Source organism: Brevibacterium sp., assembly GCF_052105255.1.
Taxonomy (GTDB): domain Bacteria; phylum Actinomycetota; class Actinomycetes; order Actinomycetales; family Brevibacteriaceae; genus Brevibacterium; species Brevibacterium linens_B.
Genome location: NZ_JBQDYQ010000004.1, coordinates 66,793 through 82,307, shown reverse-complemented (window position 1 = coordinate 82,307; position 15,515 = coordinate 66,793). Strand labels below are relative to the sequence as shown.

Below are 15,515 nucleotides of genomic sequence, written 5' to 3'. Positions count from 1 at the left end.
GACTTGTATGCACAGGCGCATACGGTTGTCAATGCTAGCACCTTTTCGGGTGTGAATGCACGCCGAAGAGACGAATCATCACCACCTGGGGCCACGGAGGAACCATGAGCGAAGGAACTGGCGGAGCCGAGGTCATCAGCGGTGGCTATCTCCCGATCGACGAAGAGGCTTCCGTCCGGGCCAATCGCAGCTATTGGGACAACTCGGCCGAGGAGTATCTCGCCGAACACGGCACGTTCCTCGGGGCTTCGGATTTCATCTGGTGTCCGGAAGGAATTCACGAATCCGATGTGCGCCTCCTCGGCGATGTCGACCGGAAGCAGGTTCTCGAGGTCGGCTGCGGTGCCGGTCAGTGCTCCCGGTGGCTGGCCGAGCAGGGCGCGATCACCACAGGTGTCGACGTCTCCACCGGAATGCTCGAGCAGGCCTCGCGTCTGCAGCGCGAGCATCCCCTGAGCACCGAGGCGACTCCGCCGACGTTCCTTCTCGCCGATGCCCGACAGCTGCCGTTCGCATCGAACAGCTTCGATCGGGCGTTCTCCTCCTACGGCGCTCTGCCCTTCGTCAAGGATGCCGAGGTCGTCTTCGCCGAGGTCGCACGAGTGCTGCGCACCGGCGGACAATGGGTCTTCTCGACGACTCACCCGATGCGGTGGATGTTCCCCGATGTTCCGGGTGAGGCCGGGCTGACCGTCGAGTACTCGTATTTCGACCGCACACCGTACGTCGAGCTGTCCTCCGACGGTCAGCCCGTCTACGCCGAGCATCACCGCACGATGAGCGATTGGGTCCGACTGCTCGTCGATGCCGGCTTCTCGATCGATTCGGTGACCGAACCCGAATGGCCGGAAGAGAATCGGACGGCCTGGGGTGGTTGGTCACCGCTGCGCGGAGCGCTCATGCCCGGCACCGTGATCTTCTCCACCACCCTGACCAAGGGCTGAGAGGACCGAACGTCCGGTTCCGTCAGAACGGCTGTCTGGGCACCTTTCCGCGGCCGGGTTCGGAATAGGGACCATCATCAGCCGAGGACTGTGAAGTCCTCGGCCAGTCCCGCGAGGCCGGTCAGCCCGGCGAGCACTGAGCTCCCCTTTCCGCTCTGCACCGCGAGTTCCACGGCGATCGTCATGATCGTCGCATCCGCGTCTGCGGAGCTCAGTGCAGAGCGGAGATGTAGCGGCTCGCGACTAACAGAGTGCCAGCCTTCGGCACACAGTGTCCTCGTTCAAACCGTCCGAACCCTGCGCAATTCAGCCGCCGCACTCTCGTTCAAGCGCTAGCGCATATGTCGTGTGGTACACGGCGCGCAAACTGCGGGAACGCGTGAACGAGCGCAGGCGAGACCCTTTTCTGAGCTTGTGCTTGAACGAGAGCGGCGGTTCAGTGGGCAGCGGGTCAGTGGGCGGCGGCGTGCCAGGAGCGGCCGGTGCCGACGTTGACGTCGAGGGGCACATCGAGCTCGAACGCCGACCCCATCTCCTCCGTGACGATCGTCGTCACCTCGCCGATCTCATCCGGGCGGACGTCGACGATGATCTCATCATGAACCTGCAGCAGCATCGGCGAGTGCAGGTCCTGCAGCCGCGCGGCGACCTTGAGCATGGCGATCTTCATGATGTCGGCGGCCGACCCCTGGATCGGTGCGTTGAGTGCGGCGCGTTCGGCCATGTCCCGCAGCTGTCGACGGTCACTGTGCAGTGCCGGCAGGTAGCGGCGGCGGCCCATGATGGTCTCTGTGAACCCCTTGGCGCGGGCCTGTTCGACGATGTCGTCGAGGTAGTCCTTGACGGCACCGAACCGTTCGAAGTACTGGTCCATCAGCCCCTTGGCTTCATCGACTCCGATCGCCAGCTGCCGGGAGAGTCCGTATGCGGAGAGTCCGTACACCAGCCCGTAGGACATGGCCTTGACCTTCGAACGCATCTCGGAGTCGACTTCGTCGATGCCGACGCCGAAGACCTTCGAGCCGACATAGGAGTGGAGGTCCTCGCCGTCCTTGAACGCCTGGATGAGCGCGTCGTCGCCGGACAGGTGAGCCATGATCCGCATTTCGATCTGCGAGTAGTCGGCGGTGAGCAGAGTCCCGCCCGACACCTCGGGATCGGCGATGAAGATCTCCCGGATGCGTCGGCCCGATTCGGTCCGAACCGGAATGTTCTGCAGGTTCGGATCCAGCGAGGAGAGCCGACCGGTGGCAGCTACGGTCTGCTGGTACGTGGTGTGGATGCGGCCGTCGTCGGCGACGGTCTTCAGCAGTCCGATCACGGTCTGCTTGAGCTTGGTCGAATCCCGGTAGGCCAGCAGGTGCTGGAGGAAGGGGTGCCCGGTTTTGACGAACAGTTCGGCCAGGGCGTCGGCATCCGTCGTGTAACCGGTCTTCGTGCGTTTGGTCTTGGGCATATCGAGTTCGTCGAAGAGCACTGTCTGCAGCTGTTTGGGAGAACCGAGGTTCACCTCGTGGCCGATCGCGTCATAAGCCTCCTGCGCACTGGCTTCGGCCTGTTTCGTGAATTCGTCGATGAGGTTCGACAGTCCGATCTCATCGACGGCGATCCCGGTCGCTTCCATGCGTGCGAGCACGGGCACGAGCGGCAGTTCGATCTCGCGGTACACCTGCGTCATGTTCGCGTCCTCGACGGCTTTCGCGAGCACCTCGTGGACTTCGAGCAGTGCGGCGGCACGTTGGCCGTGCGTGGTCACCGAGGCAGCGGAGTCGAGGTCGAGGGCGAGCTGTCCTGAATCGGCCTCGGGTTCGCTGAGGTCGATTCCGGCACGGTCGGCGGCGATCTGACCGAGTTCGTAGGACCGGGCATCGGGAACGAGGAGGTAGGCGGCCAGAGCCGTGTCCCCGGCAATGTCCGTCACGGACAGTCCCATCGACTCCCAGGCTTTGATCTGCAGCTTCGAGCTGTGGAGGATGAGCGAATGCCCACCGAGGGCGGATCCGAGCGCGCCGACGGCCTTCTGCCCCGCCTCGGCGAGGTCGACGACCCAGGCCTGGCCGGGTTCCGCGGAGACCGCGAGGGTCCGTGCCTGACCGTGGCCGAGTTCGTACGAGGCATCGGAATCGAGCGCCAGCACATCGTGGTCGGCGATCTTCGTCAGCAGCGTGTCGATGTCGACGGTCTCGATGGTCGTCTCGCGTACCGGTGCCGGCTCGGATTCGGCTCCGGCCTCCGGAAAGATCGCGGCCAGACGCTTGCCGAGGGCCTGGAACTCGAGTTGGTCGAACAGGCTCGACAGCTCGGCCGGGTCGCCTTCGCCCCAGACCAGATCGTCGAACTCCAGTCCCAGGTCGACGTCGTCGAGGAGGCGGTTGAGTCGGTAGTTCCGCTCCACCTCGGTGATATGGTCGCGCAGCTTCTCCCCGACCTTGCCGCCGATCTTATAGGCGTTGTCCAGCACGCCGGACAGGTCGCCGTGCGCGGTGAGCCATTTGGCAGCGGTCTTGTCACCGACTCCGGGCACGCCGGGCAGATTATCGGCCTTCTCACCGACGAGCGCGGCCAGGCCCCGGTAGTTCGCGGGGCTGACCCTGTACTTCTCCTCGACCGCGGCCGGAGTCATCCGGTTGAGATCACTGACTCCGCGTTTCGGGTAGAGGACCGTGACCCGGTCGGAGGCGAGCTGGAACGAATCCTTGTCTCCGCTCACCACCTCGACGAACGAGCCGGCCTCGGTGCCCATCTTCGCCATCGTCGCCAGGACGTCGTCGGCTTCGAAGCCCTCCTTCGTCACGACCCGGATCCCCATCGCCGTGACGATGTCCTTGATGAGGTCGATCTGCGGATGGAACTCGGGCGGAGTCTTCGCCCGGCCGGCTTTGTACTCGGGGTATTCCTCGAGGCGGAACGTCTGGCGGCCGAGGTCGAAGGCCACGGCCACATGGCTGGGCTCCTCGTCGCGGAGGACGTTGATGAGCATCGAGATGAAGCCGTAGATGGCGTTCGTCGTCTGACCGGTGCTGGTCGAGAAGTTCTCGACCGGCAGGGCATGGAAAGCCCGGTAGGCCAGGGAGTGTCCGTCGATGAGCAGGAGGGATTCGTTTGAGTGACTCACATGGCATAGCCTAGCGTTCGAAGCTGACTTGAAGGAGAACCGATGCTGCGTCCCGACGTGTCCCTGACTGCTCACACCACATCTGAGGAGATCGACGCGCTGCTCGAGCAGCTGCGTGGGCCGGGCGCCGGTGGTGAGCTGGCCGAGAGGATGGGAATCGAATTCGTCGAGCTCGCCCATGACCATGTCGTGGCCACGGCCCCGGTCCTCGGCAATCGGCAGCCGATGGGACTCTTCCACGGAGGCGGCCACGTCGTCCTCGCCGAATCGCTGGCATCGATGCATTCGTACCTGCTCTCCGGGGGCAGGAACGTTGTCGGTGTCGATCTCAATGCCACTCACCTGCGTGCCGCACGTGAGGGCGTGGTCACCGGTCGCGCCGAGGTGCTCCACCAGGGACGCACGATCGTGTCCCATGAAGTGAAGATGACCGACGAGGCGGGGCGGCTGCTCTCGATCGTGCGGATCACGAACATGATCCTGAAGACCGAGCCGAAGGGCTGAGGTCCGAATCGAAGGGCGGAGGTGAAGGGCCGAGACAGGACCCTCCGCAGCGAACGCAGAAAGCCGGCGAATCCATCTCGGGATTCGCCGGCCTTCTTGGGTTCCGGGTCCGGACCTGCCTGGTCCGGAAGGGGGTTACTTCTTGCTGCCGATCTGCTTGAGCACGGTCTCGGCGACCTCGCGCATCGTCAGTCTGCGGTCCATCGAGGTCTTCTGGATCCAGCGGAAGGCCTCGGGTTCGCTCAGCCCCATGGACGTCTGCAGCAGGCTCTTGGCGCGTTCGACGAGCTTGCGGGTCTCGAAACGTTCTGTGAGATCGGAGATCTCGGACTCGAGCGAGCTGATCTCGGCGTGACGCGAGAGCGCGATCTCCAGGGCCGGGATGAGGTCGGCCGAGGTGAACGGCTTGACGACATAGGCCATGGCGCCGGCATCGCGGGCACGCTCGACGAGCTCCTTCTGCGAGAAGGCGGTGAGCAGCACCACGGGCGCGATGCGGGCGCGGGCGATGCGCTCGGCCGCAGAGATTCCGTCGAGGATGGGCATCTTGATGTCCATGACCACGAGGTCGGGGCGCAGCTCCTCGGCCAGGCGGATGGCGGATTCGCCGTCCGCAGCCTCACCGACGACGTCGTAGCCGACTTCGCGGAGCATTTCTACGATATCGAGACGAATCACGGCCTCGTCTTCGGCCACGACTACGCGGCGGACCGGCACGGACTCATCTGAAGTTGATTCTTCGCTGTTTGAAAGCACGTCACCAGTCTAGACCAGGCGCTCAGCGTCGTGGCCAGCGGACCGGTAAGTTTCTTCTGTGAGGGTGGCCACGGCCGGTGACGGTGGCCACCGGCGGGCATCCTCGGCGGGTGGCGAATGTGCAATCGGTCCGCGCACGCAGTAGAATCATCCCGTTGCACAGGCGGTCCTGACAGGACAGCTCGTGACGAGCCGGATTGGCGGAATCGGTAGACGCGGTGCACTCAAAATGCATTGTCGAAAGACGTGCGGGTTCGAGTCCCGCATCCGGTACAGACGAAGGCACTGTCGACCATGTTGTCGACAGTGCCTTCTTGCATTCCCTCGGCGGTGTCAGCACCCGCGGGCTCGAAGTGCATACGCACTGATCACGATCACTACCTATGATTTTCGAAGCCGCCCGTGCACGCCGTTCGGCTCATTCGGCCGATTCAGCGCCGCAGGGCGAGGGCGACGATCTCCGTCCCGCGCTCACGCGCCGCCCGGATGAGCGCTGTCAGCAGGCCCTTCCCCACACCTCTGCCCTGCGCCGCCGGGGCAACTGCGACCTCTTCGATGTCGACATGGGGGTCGGAAGGTCGGCCCTCGACGAGGCGGCCGAGCAGCGATGTCACCTGCGGGACATCGTGCTCGGACAGACCCTCGGCTGAGAAGAGATCAACTCCGGCTGTGGGCATCCTCGGTGCGGATCTCGTCGACATCGGCATCCTCCTCGGTCGGAACGTAGCCGTTGATGCGCGGGGCATCGAAGCGTTCGACATCCAGGATCTCATGCCGCTTGGCCACGATGGCCGGAACGAGTGCCTGACCGGAGACATTGAGCGCGGTGCGGCCCATGTCGACGATCGGCTCGATGGCCAGCAGCAGACCCACGCCCTCGAGGGGCAGCCCCAGCGTCGACAGCGTCAGGGTGAGCATCACGGTCGCACCCGTCGTGCCGGCCGTGGCGGCCGAACCGATGACGGCGACGAAGACGATGAGCAGATACTGGATGAGGGAGAGATCGATGCCGAAGAACTGAGCAACGAACACCGCCGCGATCGCCGGGTAGATCGCCGCGCAGCCGTCCATCTTCGTCGTTGCGCCGAAGGGCACGGCGAAGGCGGCGTAGGAATGGGGCACCCCGAAATTGTCGGTGGCGACCTTCTGCGTCACGGGCATGGTGCCGATCGAGGACCGAGAGACGAAGCCCATCTGCGTGGCCGGCCAGACTCCGGAGAAGTACTGGCGCACGGACAGACCGTTGGCACGAGCCAGGGCCGGGTAGACGACGAAGAAGACGATCGCGAGACCGACATAGACGGCGACGACGAACCACAGCAGCGATCCCATCGTCGACCAGCCGTAGGAGTTCACGGCGTTGCCGATGAGGCCGAGCGTACCGATCGGAGCGATCCGCACGATCCACCAGACGACCTTCTGAACCACGGCCAGAGCCGCCTCGGTGAACTGGAGGAACGGCTCTGCGGCCTTGCCCACCTTGACCGCGGCGATGCCGATGGCGCCGGAGACGATGATGAGCTGGAGGATGTTGAAGTTGACATCGGAGGTCAGCGCTCCGGCCTCATCCGCCGACGTGGCGACCTCGAGTCCGAGGACGTTCACCGGGATCAGACCGGTGAGGAAGGCCAGCCAGCTGCCCTGGGATTCGGGAGCGCCGGTGCTCAGCGACGCAGCATCGGCATGGGCACCGGGCTGCATGACGACGCCTATGATGAGTCCGAGGATGACGGCGATCAGCGCCGTGAGGGCGAACCACAGCAGGGTCGACACCGCAAGCCGGGCGGCATTGGTGACCTTGCGCAGGTTGCCGATGCTCGCGATGATCGCAGTGATCACCAGCGGTACGACGGCGGCCTTGAGCAGGGTGACATACGACGAGCCGATGGTGTCCAGGGTCTGGCCGAGCCGGTTGTCAGCACTGTCGCTGACCGGTCCCCATGAGCGGGCGATGAGCCCGAGGATGACACCGGCGATGAGTGCGATGGTCACCTGCACTCCGAAGGACTTGCTCCACGCGGGCAGTCTCATTGAATTCCTCTCCTAGCGGGTCCTCCCCTCTGTGATCCGCAGGGAGGATTGGGCAACAGAGAGCACAACTGTTGAGCAATCCCTGAAATTCCTCGATCTTCTGTGATCTGTCTCGCATCCTGGAATCGGCTCGCGACGCGCCCGCGGGCACGCAGACGCCGGCGGCGCCTGCCCTGTGATGACAGGACAGGCGCCGCCGGCGCGTCGGACCGCAGTTGATCAGTGGCGGGGCGAGTGGCCCTCGCGCACGATCGGCACCTCGCGGGTGATGGGCGCTTCGGCGACGACCCCGTACCCGGCCAGCGGATCCTCCTCCGAGTCCGAGGCGTCCTGGTAGGCGGCCGTCACACCCTTGGCGGCATCGCCGATGGTGTGGATGCGCAGGGCGTTCGTCGAGCCGGGGATCCCGGGAGGCGAACCGGCCACGAGGACGCTCTGATCGCCTTCGCGAGCCGTGCCGTCGGCGAGCAGAACGGCGTCGACCTGGCGTGCCATCTGGTCGGTGTGACGCACGGTCTTCACGAGATACGGCCGGACTCCCCAGGTCAGCGCCAGCTGGTGACGGACCTGCGGGTCGGGGGTGAAGCCGAGGATCGGCCAGGCCGGGCGCAGACGCGACATGCGCCGCACCGAATCGCCCGTCTGCGAGAAGGTGCACAGAAGGTCGATATCCAGTTGCTGAGCAATCTGCACGGCTGCCGCGGTGACGGCTCCGCCCTTCGTATGGGGAACGGTGCCCAGCGCGGGAATCCGTTCGAGACCGTGCTCTTCGGTGGAGCCGATGATCCGGCTCATCGTCCGGATCGCTTCGACCCAGTGACTGCCCACCGAGGTCTCACCGGAGAGCATGAGCGCATCGGCGCCGTCGAGGACGGCGTTCGCGCAGTCGCTGGCTTCGGCGCGGGTGGGCCGCGGTGCGTCGATCATCGTCTCGAGCATCTGAGTGGCCACGATGACGGGCTTGGCCTGCTGACGGGCGATTTCGACGGCCCGCTTCTGCACGATCGGGACCTGTTCGAGCGGCAGTTCGACGCCGAGGTCGCCGCGGGCGACCATGATGCCGTCGAAGGCGTCGATGATCTCATCGAGCTGGTCGACCGCCTGCGGCTTCTCGAGCTTGGCGATGACCGGAGCGGTGATTCCCACCTCGTCCATGACCGCTCGCACATCGTTCATGTCCTCGGGGCTGCGGACGAAGGACAGGGCGACCCAGTCGAAGCCGAGCTGCAGACCCCACTTGAGGTCGTCGACGTCCTTCTCCGACAGAGCGGGAACGGAGACCGGGACTCCGGGCAGGTTGATGCCCTTGTGGTTGGAGATGGTTCCGCCGATCTCGACCTCGGTGACCACATCGGTGGCGGTCACCTCGGTGGCGCGCAGGCGCAGGCGTCCGTCGTCGATGAGCAGCGGATCTCCCACGGACACGTCTTCTGCCAGGGTCGGCAGTGTCGTGGAGACGAGCTCTGCGGTGCCGGGGACATCACGGCTGGTGATGGTGAAGGTGGCCCCTTCGACGAGCTCTTCCTTCCCGTTGGCGAAGGTGCCCACGCGGATCTTCGGACCCTGGAGGTCCAGCAGGACGGCGACGGGGCGTCCGGTGTCGAGGGCGGCCTGGCGGACCCAGGCGAACTTCTCCTCGTGCTCTTCTCGTTTTCCGTGGCTCAGATTGAATCGGGCGACATCGACGCCTTCATCGACGAGCTCGCGGATCTCTTCATAGGAGTTCTGGTTCGGACCTAAAGTTGCGACTATCTTTGCACGCCTCATACGCTCCACCCTACCTAAAGTCTCAGCTGACGGTTTTCACCGATCGGCGCTGGTCACGGACGGTGGGACGGCACTGCGCTGTGCCGCCCCACCGCCTTTTCTCAATTTCTGACATAACCTATCTTAGCATTTGAACCCTTCGTCGGTGGGCTGCACGGGTGCCGGCAACCTCGTCGACCCGGTGAGGAACCGGTCGACTTCGGCGGCCGCGGCGCGCCCCTCGGCGATGCCCCACACGATGAGCGACTGCCCGCGTCCGGCATCGCCGGCGACGAAGACTCCGGGGGTCTCCGAAGCGTAGGAGTCATCACGGGTGAAGGCTCCGGTCTTCGCGACGTCGAGATCGAACGATTCCGATTCCGGTCCGGAGAAGCCCAGTGCCAGCAGCACGAGATCGGCCTCGAGGACGTGTTCGGTGCCCGGTGTCGGAATCCGGCGGCCGTCGACGAATTGGGTCTCGGCGACCTCGATCCCGCTCACGCGGCCGGTGTCGTCGCCGACGAAGCGCGTGGTCGAGGCGAGGTACTTCCGCGTTCCGCCCTCCTCGTGCGAGGACTGGACTTCGAAGACGCGAGGAACGGTCGGCCACGGATCGCTCTCACTGCGTTCGGCAGGCGGCTGGGCGCCGATCGCCAGAGTCGTCACCGAGGCGGCCTTCTGGCGCAGGGCAGTGCCCAAGCAGTCGGCGCCCGTGTCCCCGCCGCCGATGATGATGACGTGTTTGCCCGCGGCATCGATGAACGCCGACGAGTCGGCCTCGGGGCCGCGATGATCGCCCGCCTGATCCCGATTCGAGGGCACGAGGTAGTCCATGGCGAATTCGACCCCGTCGAGATCGCGGCCGGGGATCGGCATGTCGCGCGGAACCGTCGCACCCGTGCACACGATGACGGCATCGAAGCTCGAACGCAGGGATTCGAGCGTGACATCGCGTCCGACCTCGACCGAGGTCTTGAAGCGGGTGCCCTCCGCACGCATCTGATCGAGTCGACGATCGATGTGGTGCTTCTCCAGCTTGAAGTCCGGGATGCCGTAGCGCAGAAGTCCGCCGAGGCGGTCGGCGCGTTCGTAGACGACGACCGTATGCCCGGCTCGGGTCAGCTGCTGGGCCGCGGCCAGCCCGGTGGGACCGGATCCGATCACGGCGACCGTGTGGCCCGTGATCCGCTCGGGGATGATCGGCTGGATGAGACCGGCCTCGAAGCCCTGATCGACGATCGTGACCTCGACCTGTTTGATCGTCACTGCCGGCTGGTTGATGCCGAGGACGCAGGCGTTCTCGCACGGGGCCGGACAGGCACGCCCGGTGAACTCCGGGAAGTTGTTCGTCGCGTGGAGCAGTTCGACGGCGCGCGGGAGCTCGCCGCGGTACATCGCGTCGTTGAACTCCGGGATGAGGTTGCCCAGCGGGCAGCCCTGATGGCAGAAGGGGATGCCGCAGTCCATGCAGCGTGACGCCTGCCGTCGCAGCTGCTCGGGATCACCCGCCTCGTAGACCTCCTTGAAGTCCATGAGACGGATCGGGACGGGGCGCCGCTTCGGCAGCTCCCGGTGTTCGACGGTGAGGAATCCGTGCGGATCAGCCATTGGTCGCCTCCAGAATCGTGTGCCAGGCCTCGTCCGAGTCGACGGCCTTGCCGGCCGCGACGAACTCGTCCTGGATGTCTTTGACCGTCGCGTAGGCGACGGGGATGATCTTCGTGAAGCGGGAGAGGACGTCCTGTCCTCGGCGCAGTCCGTCGAGGAGCTCGCCGGCCAGCGGTGAGGCAGTCCATTCGACATGCTCACGCAGCAGCCGCTCGAGGATCTCCATATCGTCCACACCGACGCCGGTGAAGCGGAAGACCCCGGCCGCCCGCTCCTTCGGATTGAGTCGGGCCGGATTGAAGTCGAGCACATAGGCGGTGCCGCCGGACATGCCTGCGGCGAAGTTCCGGCCGGTGCCACCGAGGATGACTGCCACACCTCCAGTCATGTATTCGAGGCCGTGGTCGCCGATGCCCTCGACGACTGCCTCGGCGCCGGAATTGCGGACGAGGAACCGCTCCCCCACCTGTCCCGAGAAGAACAGCTTGCCGGCCGTCGCCCCGTAGCCGAGCACATTGCCGGCGATGACGTTGTGTTCGGGTCGGGTGGGGTTCGCCGCATGCGGCCGAACGCTGACGATTCCTCCGGACAGGCCCTTGCCGACATAGTCGTTCGCATCACCGTGGAGTTCGATGCTGACCCCCTGCGGCAGGTAGGCGCCGAGGGACTGTCCGGCAGTTCCGCGCAGCTCGAGCCGGATCGTGTGGTCCGGCAGTCCCGCTTGCCCGTGGGCGAGAGTGACGTGATGGCCGAGCAGGGTGCCCGCCGAGCGGTCGGTGTTCTCGATCGCCGAGGTGATCGTCGTCTCCGTGCCCTCCGAGATGGCGTCTCGGGCCTGCTCGAGCAGGCGGAGGTCGAGCTCGTCGGCGAAGTCGCGGTCGACGGGTTCGCCGCATTTGCGTGCGACGTCGGAGCTGCCGTGGAGGTCGACGGGGACCTTGAGGATCGAGGCGAGATCGAGGTCGAGCCCTGTTGCGGCCGCCCGCTCCTCGTCGATGCTCAGCCGCTCGACCGCGCCTATGGCCTCATCGAGGCTGCGCAGGCCGAGTGCCGCCAGGTAGGCGCGGACCTCCTCGGCGATGAAGGTGAAGAAGTTGACGACGTGATCGGCCTGACCGTGGAAGCGCTCGCGCAGCTTCGGGTTCTGGGTCGCCACACCCACCGGGCACGTGTCCTTGTGGCACACGCGCATCATGATGCAGCCGGAGACGACGAGGGCCGTGGTCGCGAACCCGAACTCCTCCGCGCCGAGCAGGGCTGCGATGATGACATCCCGGCCGGTCTTGAGCTGACCGTCGACCTGTACGCTGACCTTCTCGCGCAGACCGTTGAGCACGAGGGTCTGCTGAGCCTCGGCGAGGCCGAGCTCCCAGGGAGTGCCCGCATGCTTGAGCGAATTGAGCGGACTCGCTCCGGTTCCGCCGTCGTGCCCGGAGATGAGGACCACGTCGGCACCGGCTTTCGCCACTCCGGCAGCCACCGTGCCCACGCCGATCGCGGACACGAGCTTGACGTGGACCCGAGCCTTGGCGTTGGCGCGGCCGAGGTCGTGGATGAGCTGGGCCAAGTCCTCGATCGAGTAGATGTCATGGTGCGGCGGAGGCGAGATCAGCCCGACGCCCGGAGTCGCGTGACGAGTCTTCGCGATCCACGGGTAGACCTTCGTCCCGGGCAGCTGCCCGCCCTCGCCGGGCTTGGCTCCCTGCGCCATCTTGATCTGCAGGTCGTCGGCCTCGGTGAGGTAGTGGCTCGTGACGCCGAAGCGCCCCGAGGCGATCTGCTTGATCGCCGAACGGCGCTCGGGGTCGATGAGCCGCTCGGTGTCCTCGCCGCCTTCGCCCGTGTTCGACTTGCCGCCGATCCGGTTCATCGCGATCGCCAGGGTCTCGTGGGCCTCCTGGGACAGCGAACCGTAGCTCATCGCTCCGGTCGAGAACCGCTTCATGATCTCCTCGGCCGGTTCGACCTCGGAGATGTCGATCGGGCCCGATTCGCGTGGAACGAGGTCGAAGAGACCGCGCAGCGTCATGAGCTCGCGCGACTGTTCGTTGATCTGTGCCGTGTACTGGCCGAAGATGTCGAAGCGTCCCGTGGAGGTGGAGTGCTGGAGCTTGAAGATCGTCTCCGGGTTGAACAGATGCTCCGGCCCTTCGCGACGCCACTGGTACTCCCCGCCGACGTTGAGGTTCCGGTGCGAGGGGCGGGGGTGATCATCGCGGTAGGAGTCCCCGTGGCGGGCACTCGTCTCCGCCGCGATCTCCCTGATGCCCCTGCCGCCGAGCTGGTGCGGAGTCGAGGTGAAGTACTTGTCGATGAATGCTTCGGACAGTCCCAGAGCCTCGAAGGTCTGCGCCCCGTGGTAGGACTGCACAGTCGAGATGCCCATCTTCGACATGATCTTGAGCAGTCCCTTGTTGAGCGCGGTGAGCACGTTGGCAACTGCGGCCTCTTCGCTGATTCCCCGGATCCGGTCCGAGCGGACGAGCGCCTCGGCGGATTCCATGACGAGGTACGGATTGACCGCGGACGCCCCGAAGGACACGAGGGTCGCGACGTGGTGGACCTCGCGGACGTCACCGGCCTCGACGATGATGCTCGCCCGCGTCCGCGAGCGTTCGCGCACGAGGTGGTGGTGCAGCGCCGAGGTGAGCAGCAGCGACGGGATCGGAGCGAGATCGGCCGTCGAGTCCCGGTCGGAGAGGATGATGAACACGGCGCCGGCCTCGATCGCCGCGCTCGCCTCGGCGCACAGCGCCTCGAGACGCTCGGCCATCGCGTCCTCTCCCCCGTTGACCGAGTAGAGGCCGGAGAGGATCACGGAGGGGTGTGCGTTCTCCACGCCGAGGTGGCTGCCCTTGACGTGCGCGATCGCCGTGAGCTCGTCGTTGTCGATGACCGGCTGGTCGAGCAGGATGTGCGCGGAGTCGGGCTTCGAGAACTCGAGCAGATTGCCCTCTCGGCCGATCCCGGCAGCCATGCTCGTCACGATGTCCTCGCGGATCGAGTCGAGCGGCGGATTCGTCACCTGAGCGAAGTTCTGGTGGAAGTAGTCGAAGAGCAGGCGAGGTCGCTGGCTGAGCGCTGCGATCGCGGTGTCCGTGCCCATCGCACCCAGCGGTTCGGCCCCGGTCTCGGCCATCGGCGAGATGAGGATTCGCAGCTCCTCCTCGGTGTAGCCGAAGGTGCGCTGGCGGCGCCTGACCGAGGACTGCGGGTGAGTGACGTGGACGCGGGTGGGCAGATCCTTCAATCGCTTCGAGCAGCTGTCCACCCAGTCGGAATAGGGGTGGTCGGTGGCGAGCTGGTTCTTGATCTCCGTGTCGGAGATGATGCGCTCGGACTCGGTGTCGACGAGGAACATGCGGCCCGGGGTGAGGCGGCCGCGGGCGACGACCTCGGACTCGGGCAGATCGACGACTCCGACCTCGCTGGCGAGCACCACCGTGTCCTCGGTCATCACGTACCGGGCCGGGCGCAGGCCGTTGCGGTCGAGGACGGCGCCGGCGAGCCGGCCGTCGGTGAAGGCCACACAGGCGGGACCGTCCCAGGGCTCCATGAGCAGCGAATGATATTCGTAGAAGGCCCGACGCTCCTCGCCCATGCCCGGATTGTTCTCCCAGGCCTCGGGGATCATCATCAGCATCGTCTGCGGCAACGATCGTCCGGAGGCGACCATGAGCTCGACGACGGCATTGAACGACGCCGAGTCGGAGGCACCGGGCGGCACGATCGGGCACAGCCGGTCGAGGCTGCGCGCGGTCTCGGGCACGGGAGAGACGAGGAGTTCGGAGGCGAGCTTCGATTCCCTGGCCTGCATCCAGTTGCGGTTGCCGCGCACGGTGTTGATCTCGCCGTTGTGAGCGATCGTGCCGAATGGCTGGGCGAGCTGCCACGACGGGAAGGTGTTCGTCGAGAAGCGCGAGTGGACCAGTGCGATCCGCGACGTCAGCCGCTCGTCGCGGAGTTCTGTGTAGAACGAAGAGAGCTGACCGGTCGAGAGCATCCCCTTATAGGTGATGGTCGCCGGGGACAGCGAGGGAAAGTAGATGCCCGCGTGGTCGAGTCGCTTGCGCACGATGTAGGCGCGACGGGTGAGGTCCGCGTCGTCACGGGCCGGGTAGCGCTCGTCGCAAGTGAGGAAGACCTGGCGCATCCGCGGCATGGTCGACCGGGCGATGTCGCCGAGCACACTGTCATCGTGGGGCACATCCCGCACCGCGTGGACGCGCAGGCCCTCCTCGGCGGCGATCCGGGCGACGAGGTCGTCGTGGGTTTCGTCGCCGGCCGCGGAGCCGGCGCCTAAGTCCGGGGACACGTTCTCCGACAGCGGCGGGGTTGCGGCCTTGAGATCGCGGCCGTAGTCCTGGGCGAAGAATCCGATGCCCACGGCGTACGCGCCGGGCTCGGGCAGGTCGATGCCGTCGGCGGCGAGCACCTCGGCGAAGTAGTCATGGGGCACCTGGAGAGTGATGCCCGCACCGTCGCCGGTGCCCTCGTCCGAACCGATGCCGCCTCGGTGCTCGAGCTTGCGCAGAGCGGTCAGGGCCTGTTCGACGACCTCGTGGTCGGCAGATCCGCGATAGCGGACGATGAGCGCGAGGCCGCAGTTGTCGTGTTCGAGCGCCGGATCGTAGAGACCGATGCGGCCAGGTGGGGCCGTGGTCTTGGGGGTCGACTGAGCGCTGTGGTTCATATCCTGCCTTCTCGGTGTTGAGTGCTTCCCGAAAAGACGGCGCTGTCCCTTGCGGTGTGGACGAGTCCGAAAAACAGCGTTTCCGAACCCGGCTGTGAGATCACTCTCACAGCCGGAG

9 protein-coding genes and 1 tRNA gene are annotated in these 15,515 nt (G+C 65.8%); 3 read left to right on the top strand and 7 right to left on the bottom strand.

The window, feature by feature from the left end:
• Window positions 1-104: 104 nt before the first annotated feature.
• On the top strand, window positions 105-944 hold the full coding sequence (locus ACTIIH_RS02485) for a class I SAM-dependent methyltransferase (protein WP_441089977.1): 840 nt from the start codon (window positions 105-107) through the stop codon (window positions 942-944).
• Between the two features lie 451 nt (window positions 945-1,395).
• Here ACTIIH_RS02485 and polA read toward each other — a convergent pair whose 3' ends face one another.
• Entirely contained in the window at window positions 1,396-4,059 is a 2,664-nt protein-coding gene (gene polA / locus ACTIIH_RS02480; protein ID WP_441450301.1) for a DNA polymerase I, read from the bottom strand.
• Between the two features lie 42 nt (window positions 4,060-4,101).
• On the opposite strand from polA, the gene ACTIIH_RS02475 reads away from it, so the two are divergent.
• Window positions 4,102-4,563: a PaaI family thioesterase gene (locus ACTIIH_RS02475; protein WP_441450300.1), complete on the top strand. Its 462-nt coding sequence runs from the start codon at window positions 4,102-4,104 to the stop codon at window positions 4,561-4,563.
• A gap of 135 nt (window positions 4,564-4,698) precedes the next feature.
• On the opposite strand, the gene ACTIIH_RS02470 is transcribed toward ACTIIH_RS02475, so the two are convergent.
• Window positions 4,699-5,319, bottom strand: coding sequence for an ANTAR domain-containing response regulator (locus ACTIIH_RS02470; protein WP_035320143.1), 621 nt, complete (start codon window positions 5,317-5,319; stop codon window positions 4,699-4,701).
• A 191-nt stretch (window positions 5,320-5,510) separates the two neighbouring features.
• Here ACTIIH_RS02470 and ACTIIH_RS02465 point away from each other — a divergent pair.
• Window positions 5,511-5,592: transfer RNA gene (locus ACTIIH_RS02465), tRNA-Leu, on the top strand.
• Between the two features lie 158 nt (window positions 5,593-5,750).
• Here ACTIIH_RS02465 and ACTIIH_RS02460 read toward each other — a convergent pair.
• The 5 genes from ACTIIH_RS02460 to gltB all read right to left on the bottom strand — a co-directional run bounded on the left by ACTIIH_RS02460 (window position 5,751) and on the right by gltB (window position 15,397).
• Window positions 5,751-5,996, bottom strand: a complete 246-nt coding sequence (locus ACTIIH_RS02460; RefSeq protein WP_441089980.1) for a GNAT family N-acetyltransferase — start codon at window positions 5,994-5,996, stop codon at window positions 5,751-5,753.
• Window positions 5,977-7,350: a dicarboxylate/amino acid:cation symporter gene (locus ACTIIH_RS02455; protein ID WP_441450299.1), complete on the bottom strand. Its 1,374-nt coding sequence runs from the start codon at window positions 7,348-7,350 to the stop codon at window positions 5,977-5,979. The genes ACTIIH_RS02460 and ACTIIH_RS02455 overlap by 20 nt, the downstream gene beginning before the upstream one ends.
• A 219-nt stretch (window positions 7,351-7,569) precedes the next feature.
• A complete protein-coding gene (pyk, locus tag ACTIIH_RS02450; protein ID WP_101593442.1) occupies window positions 7,570-9,117 on the bottom strand; it encodes a pyruvate kinase in 1,548 nt (515 codons plus the stop codon).
• Between the two features lie 123 nt (window positions 9,118-9,240).
• Complete coding sequence (locus ACTIIH_RS02445) at window positions 9,241-10,704, bottom strand: glutamate synthase subunit beta (protein ID WP_101553496.1); 1,464 nt, start codon at window positions 10,702-10,704, stop codon at window positions 9,241-9,243.
• The gene (gene gltB, locus ACTIIH_RS02440) at window positions 10,697-15,397 is read right to left on the bottom strand and encodes a glutamate synthase large subunit (protein ID WP_101553495.1); all 4,701 of its coding nucleotides are present in this window, start codon (window positions 15,395-15,397) and stop codon (window positions 10,697-10,699) included. The genes ACTIIH_RS02445 and gltB overlap by 8 nt, the downstream gene beginning before the upstream one ends.
• Window positions 15,398-15,515: the final 118 nt, after the last annotated feature.

What these genes read in the sequence shown, in the direction of transcription:
- ACTIIH_RS02485 (WP_441089977.1), top strand. Translation starts at nt 105, where the DNA reads ATGAGCGAAGGAACTGGCGGAGCCGAGGTCATCAGCGGTGGCTATCTC.
- ACTIIH_RS02475 (WP_441450300.1), top strand. Translation starts at nt 4,102, where the DNA reads ATGCTGCGTCCCGACGTGTCCCTGACTGCTCACACCACATCTGAGGAG.
- ACTIIH_RS02460 (WP_441089980.1), bottom strand. Translation starts at nt 5,996, where the DNA reads ATGCCCACAGCCGGAGTTGATCTCTTCTCAGCCGAGGGTCTGTCCGAG.
- ACTIIH_RS02455 (WP_441450299.1), bottom strand. Translation starts at nt 7,350, where the DNA reads ATGAGACTGCCCGCGTGGAGCAAGTCCTTCGGAGTGCAGGTGACCATC.
- pyk (WP_101593442.1), bottom strand. Translation starts at nt 9,117, where the DNA reads ATGAGGCGTGCAAAGATAGTCGCAACTTTAGGTCCGAACCAGAACTCC.
- ACTIIH_RS02445 (WP_101553496.1), bottom strand. Translation starts at nt 10,704, where the DNA reads ATGGCTGATCCGCACGGATTCCTCACCGTCGAACACCGGGAGCTGCCG.
- gltB (WP_101553495.1), bottom strand. Translation starts at nt 15,397, where the DNA reads ATGAACCACAGCGCTCAGTCGACCCCCAAGACCACGGCCCCACCTGGC.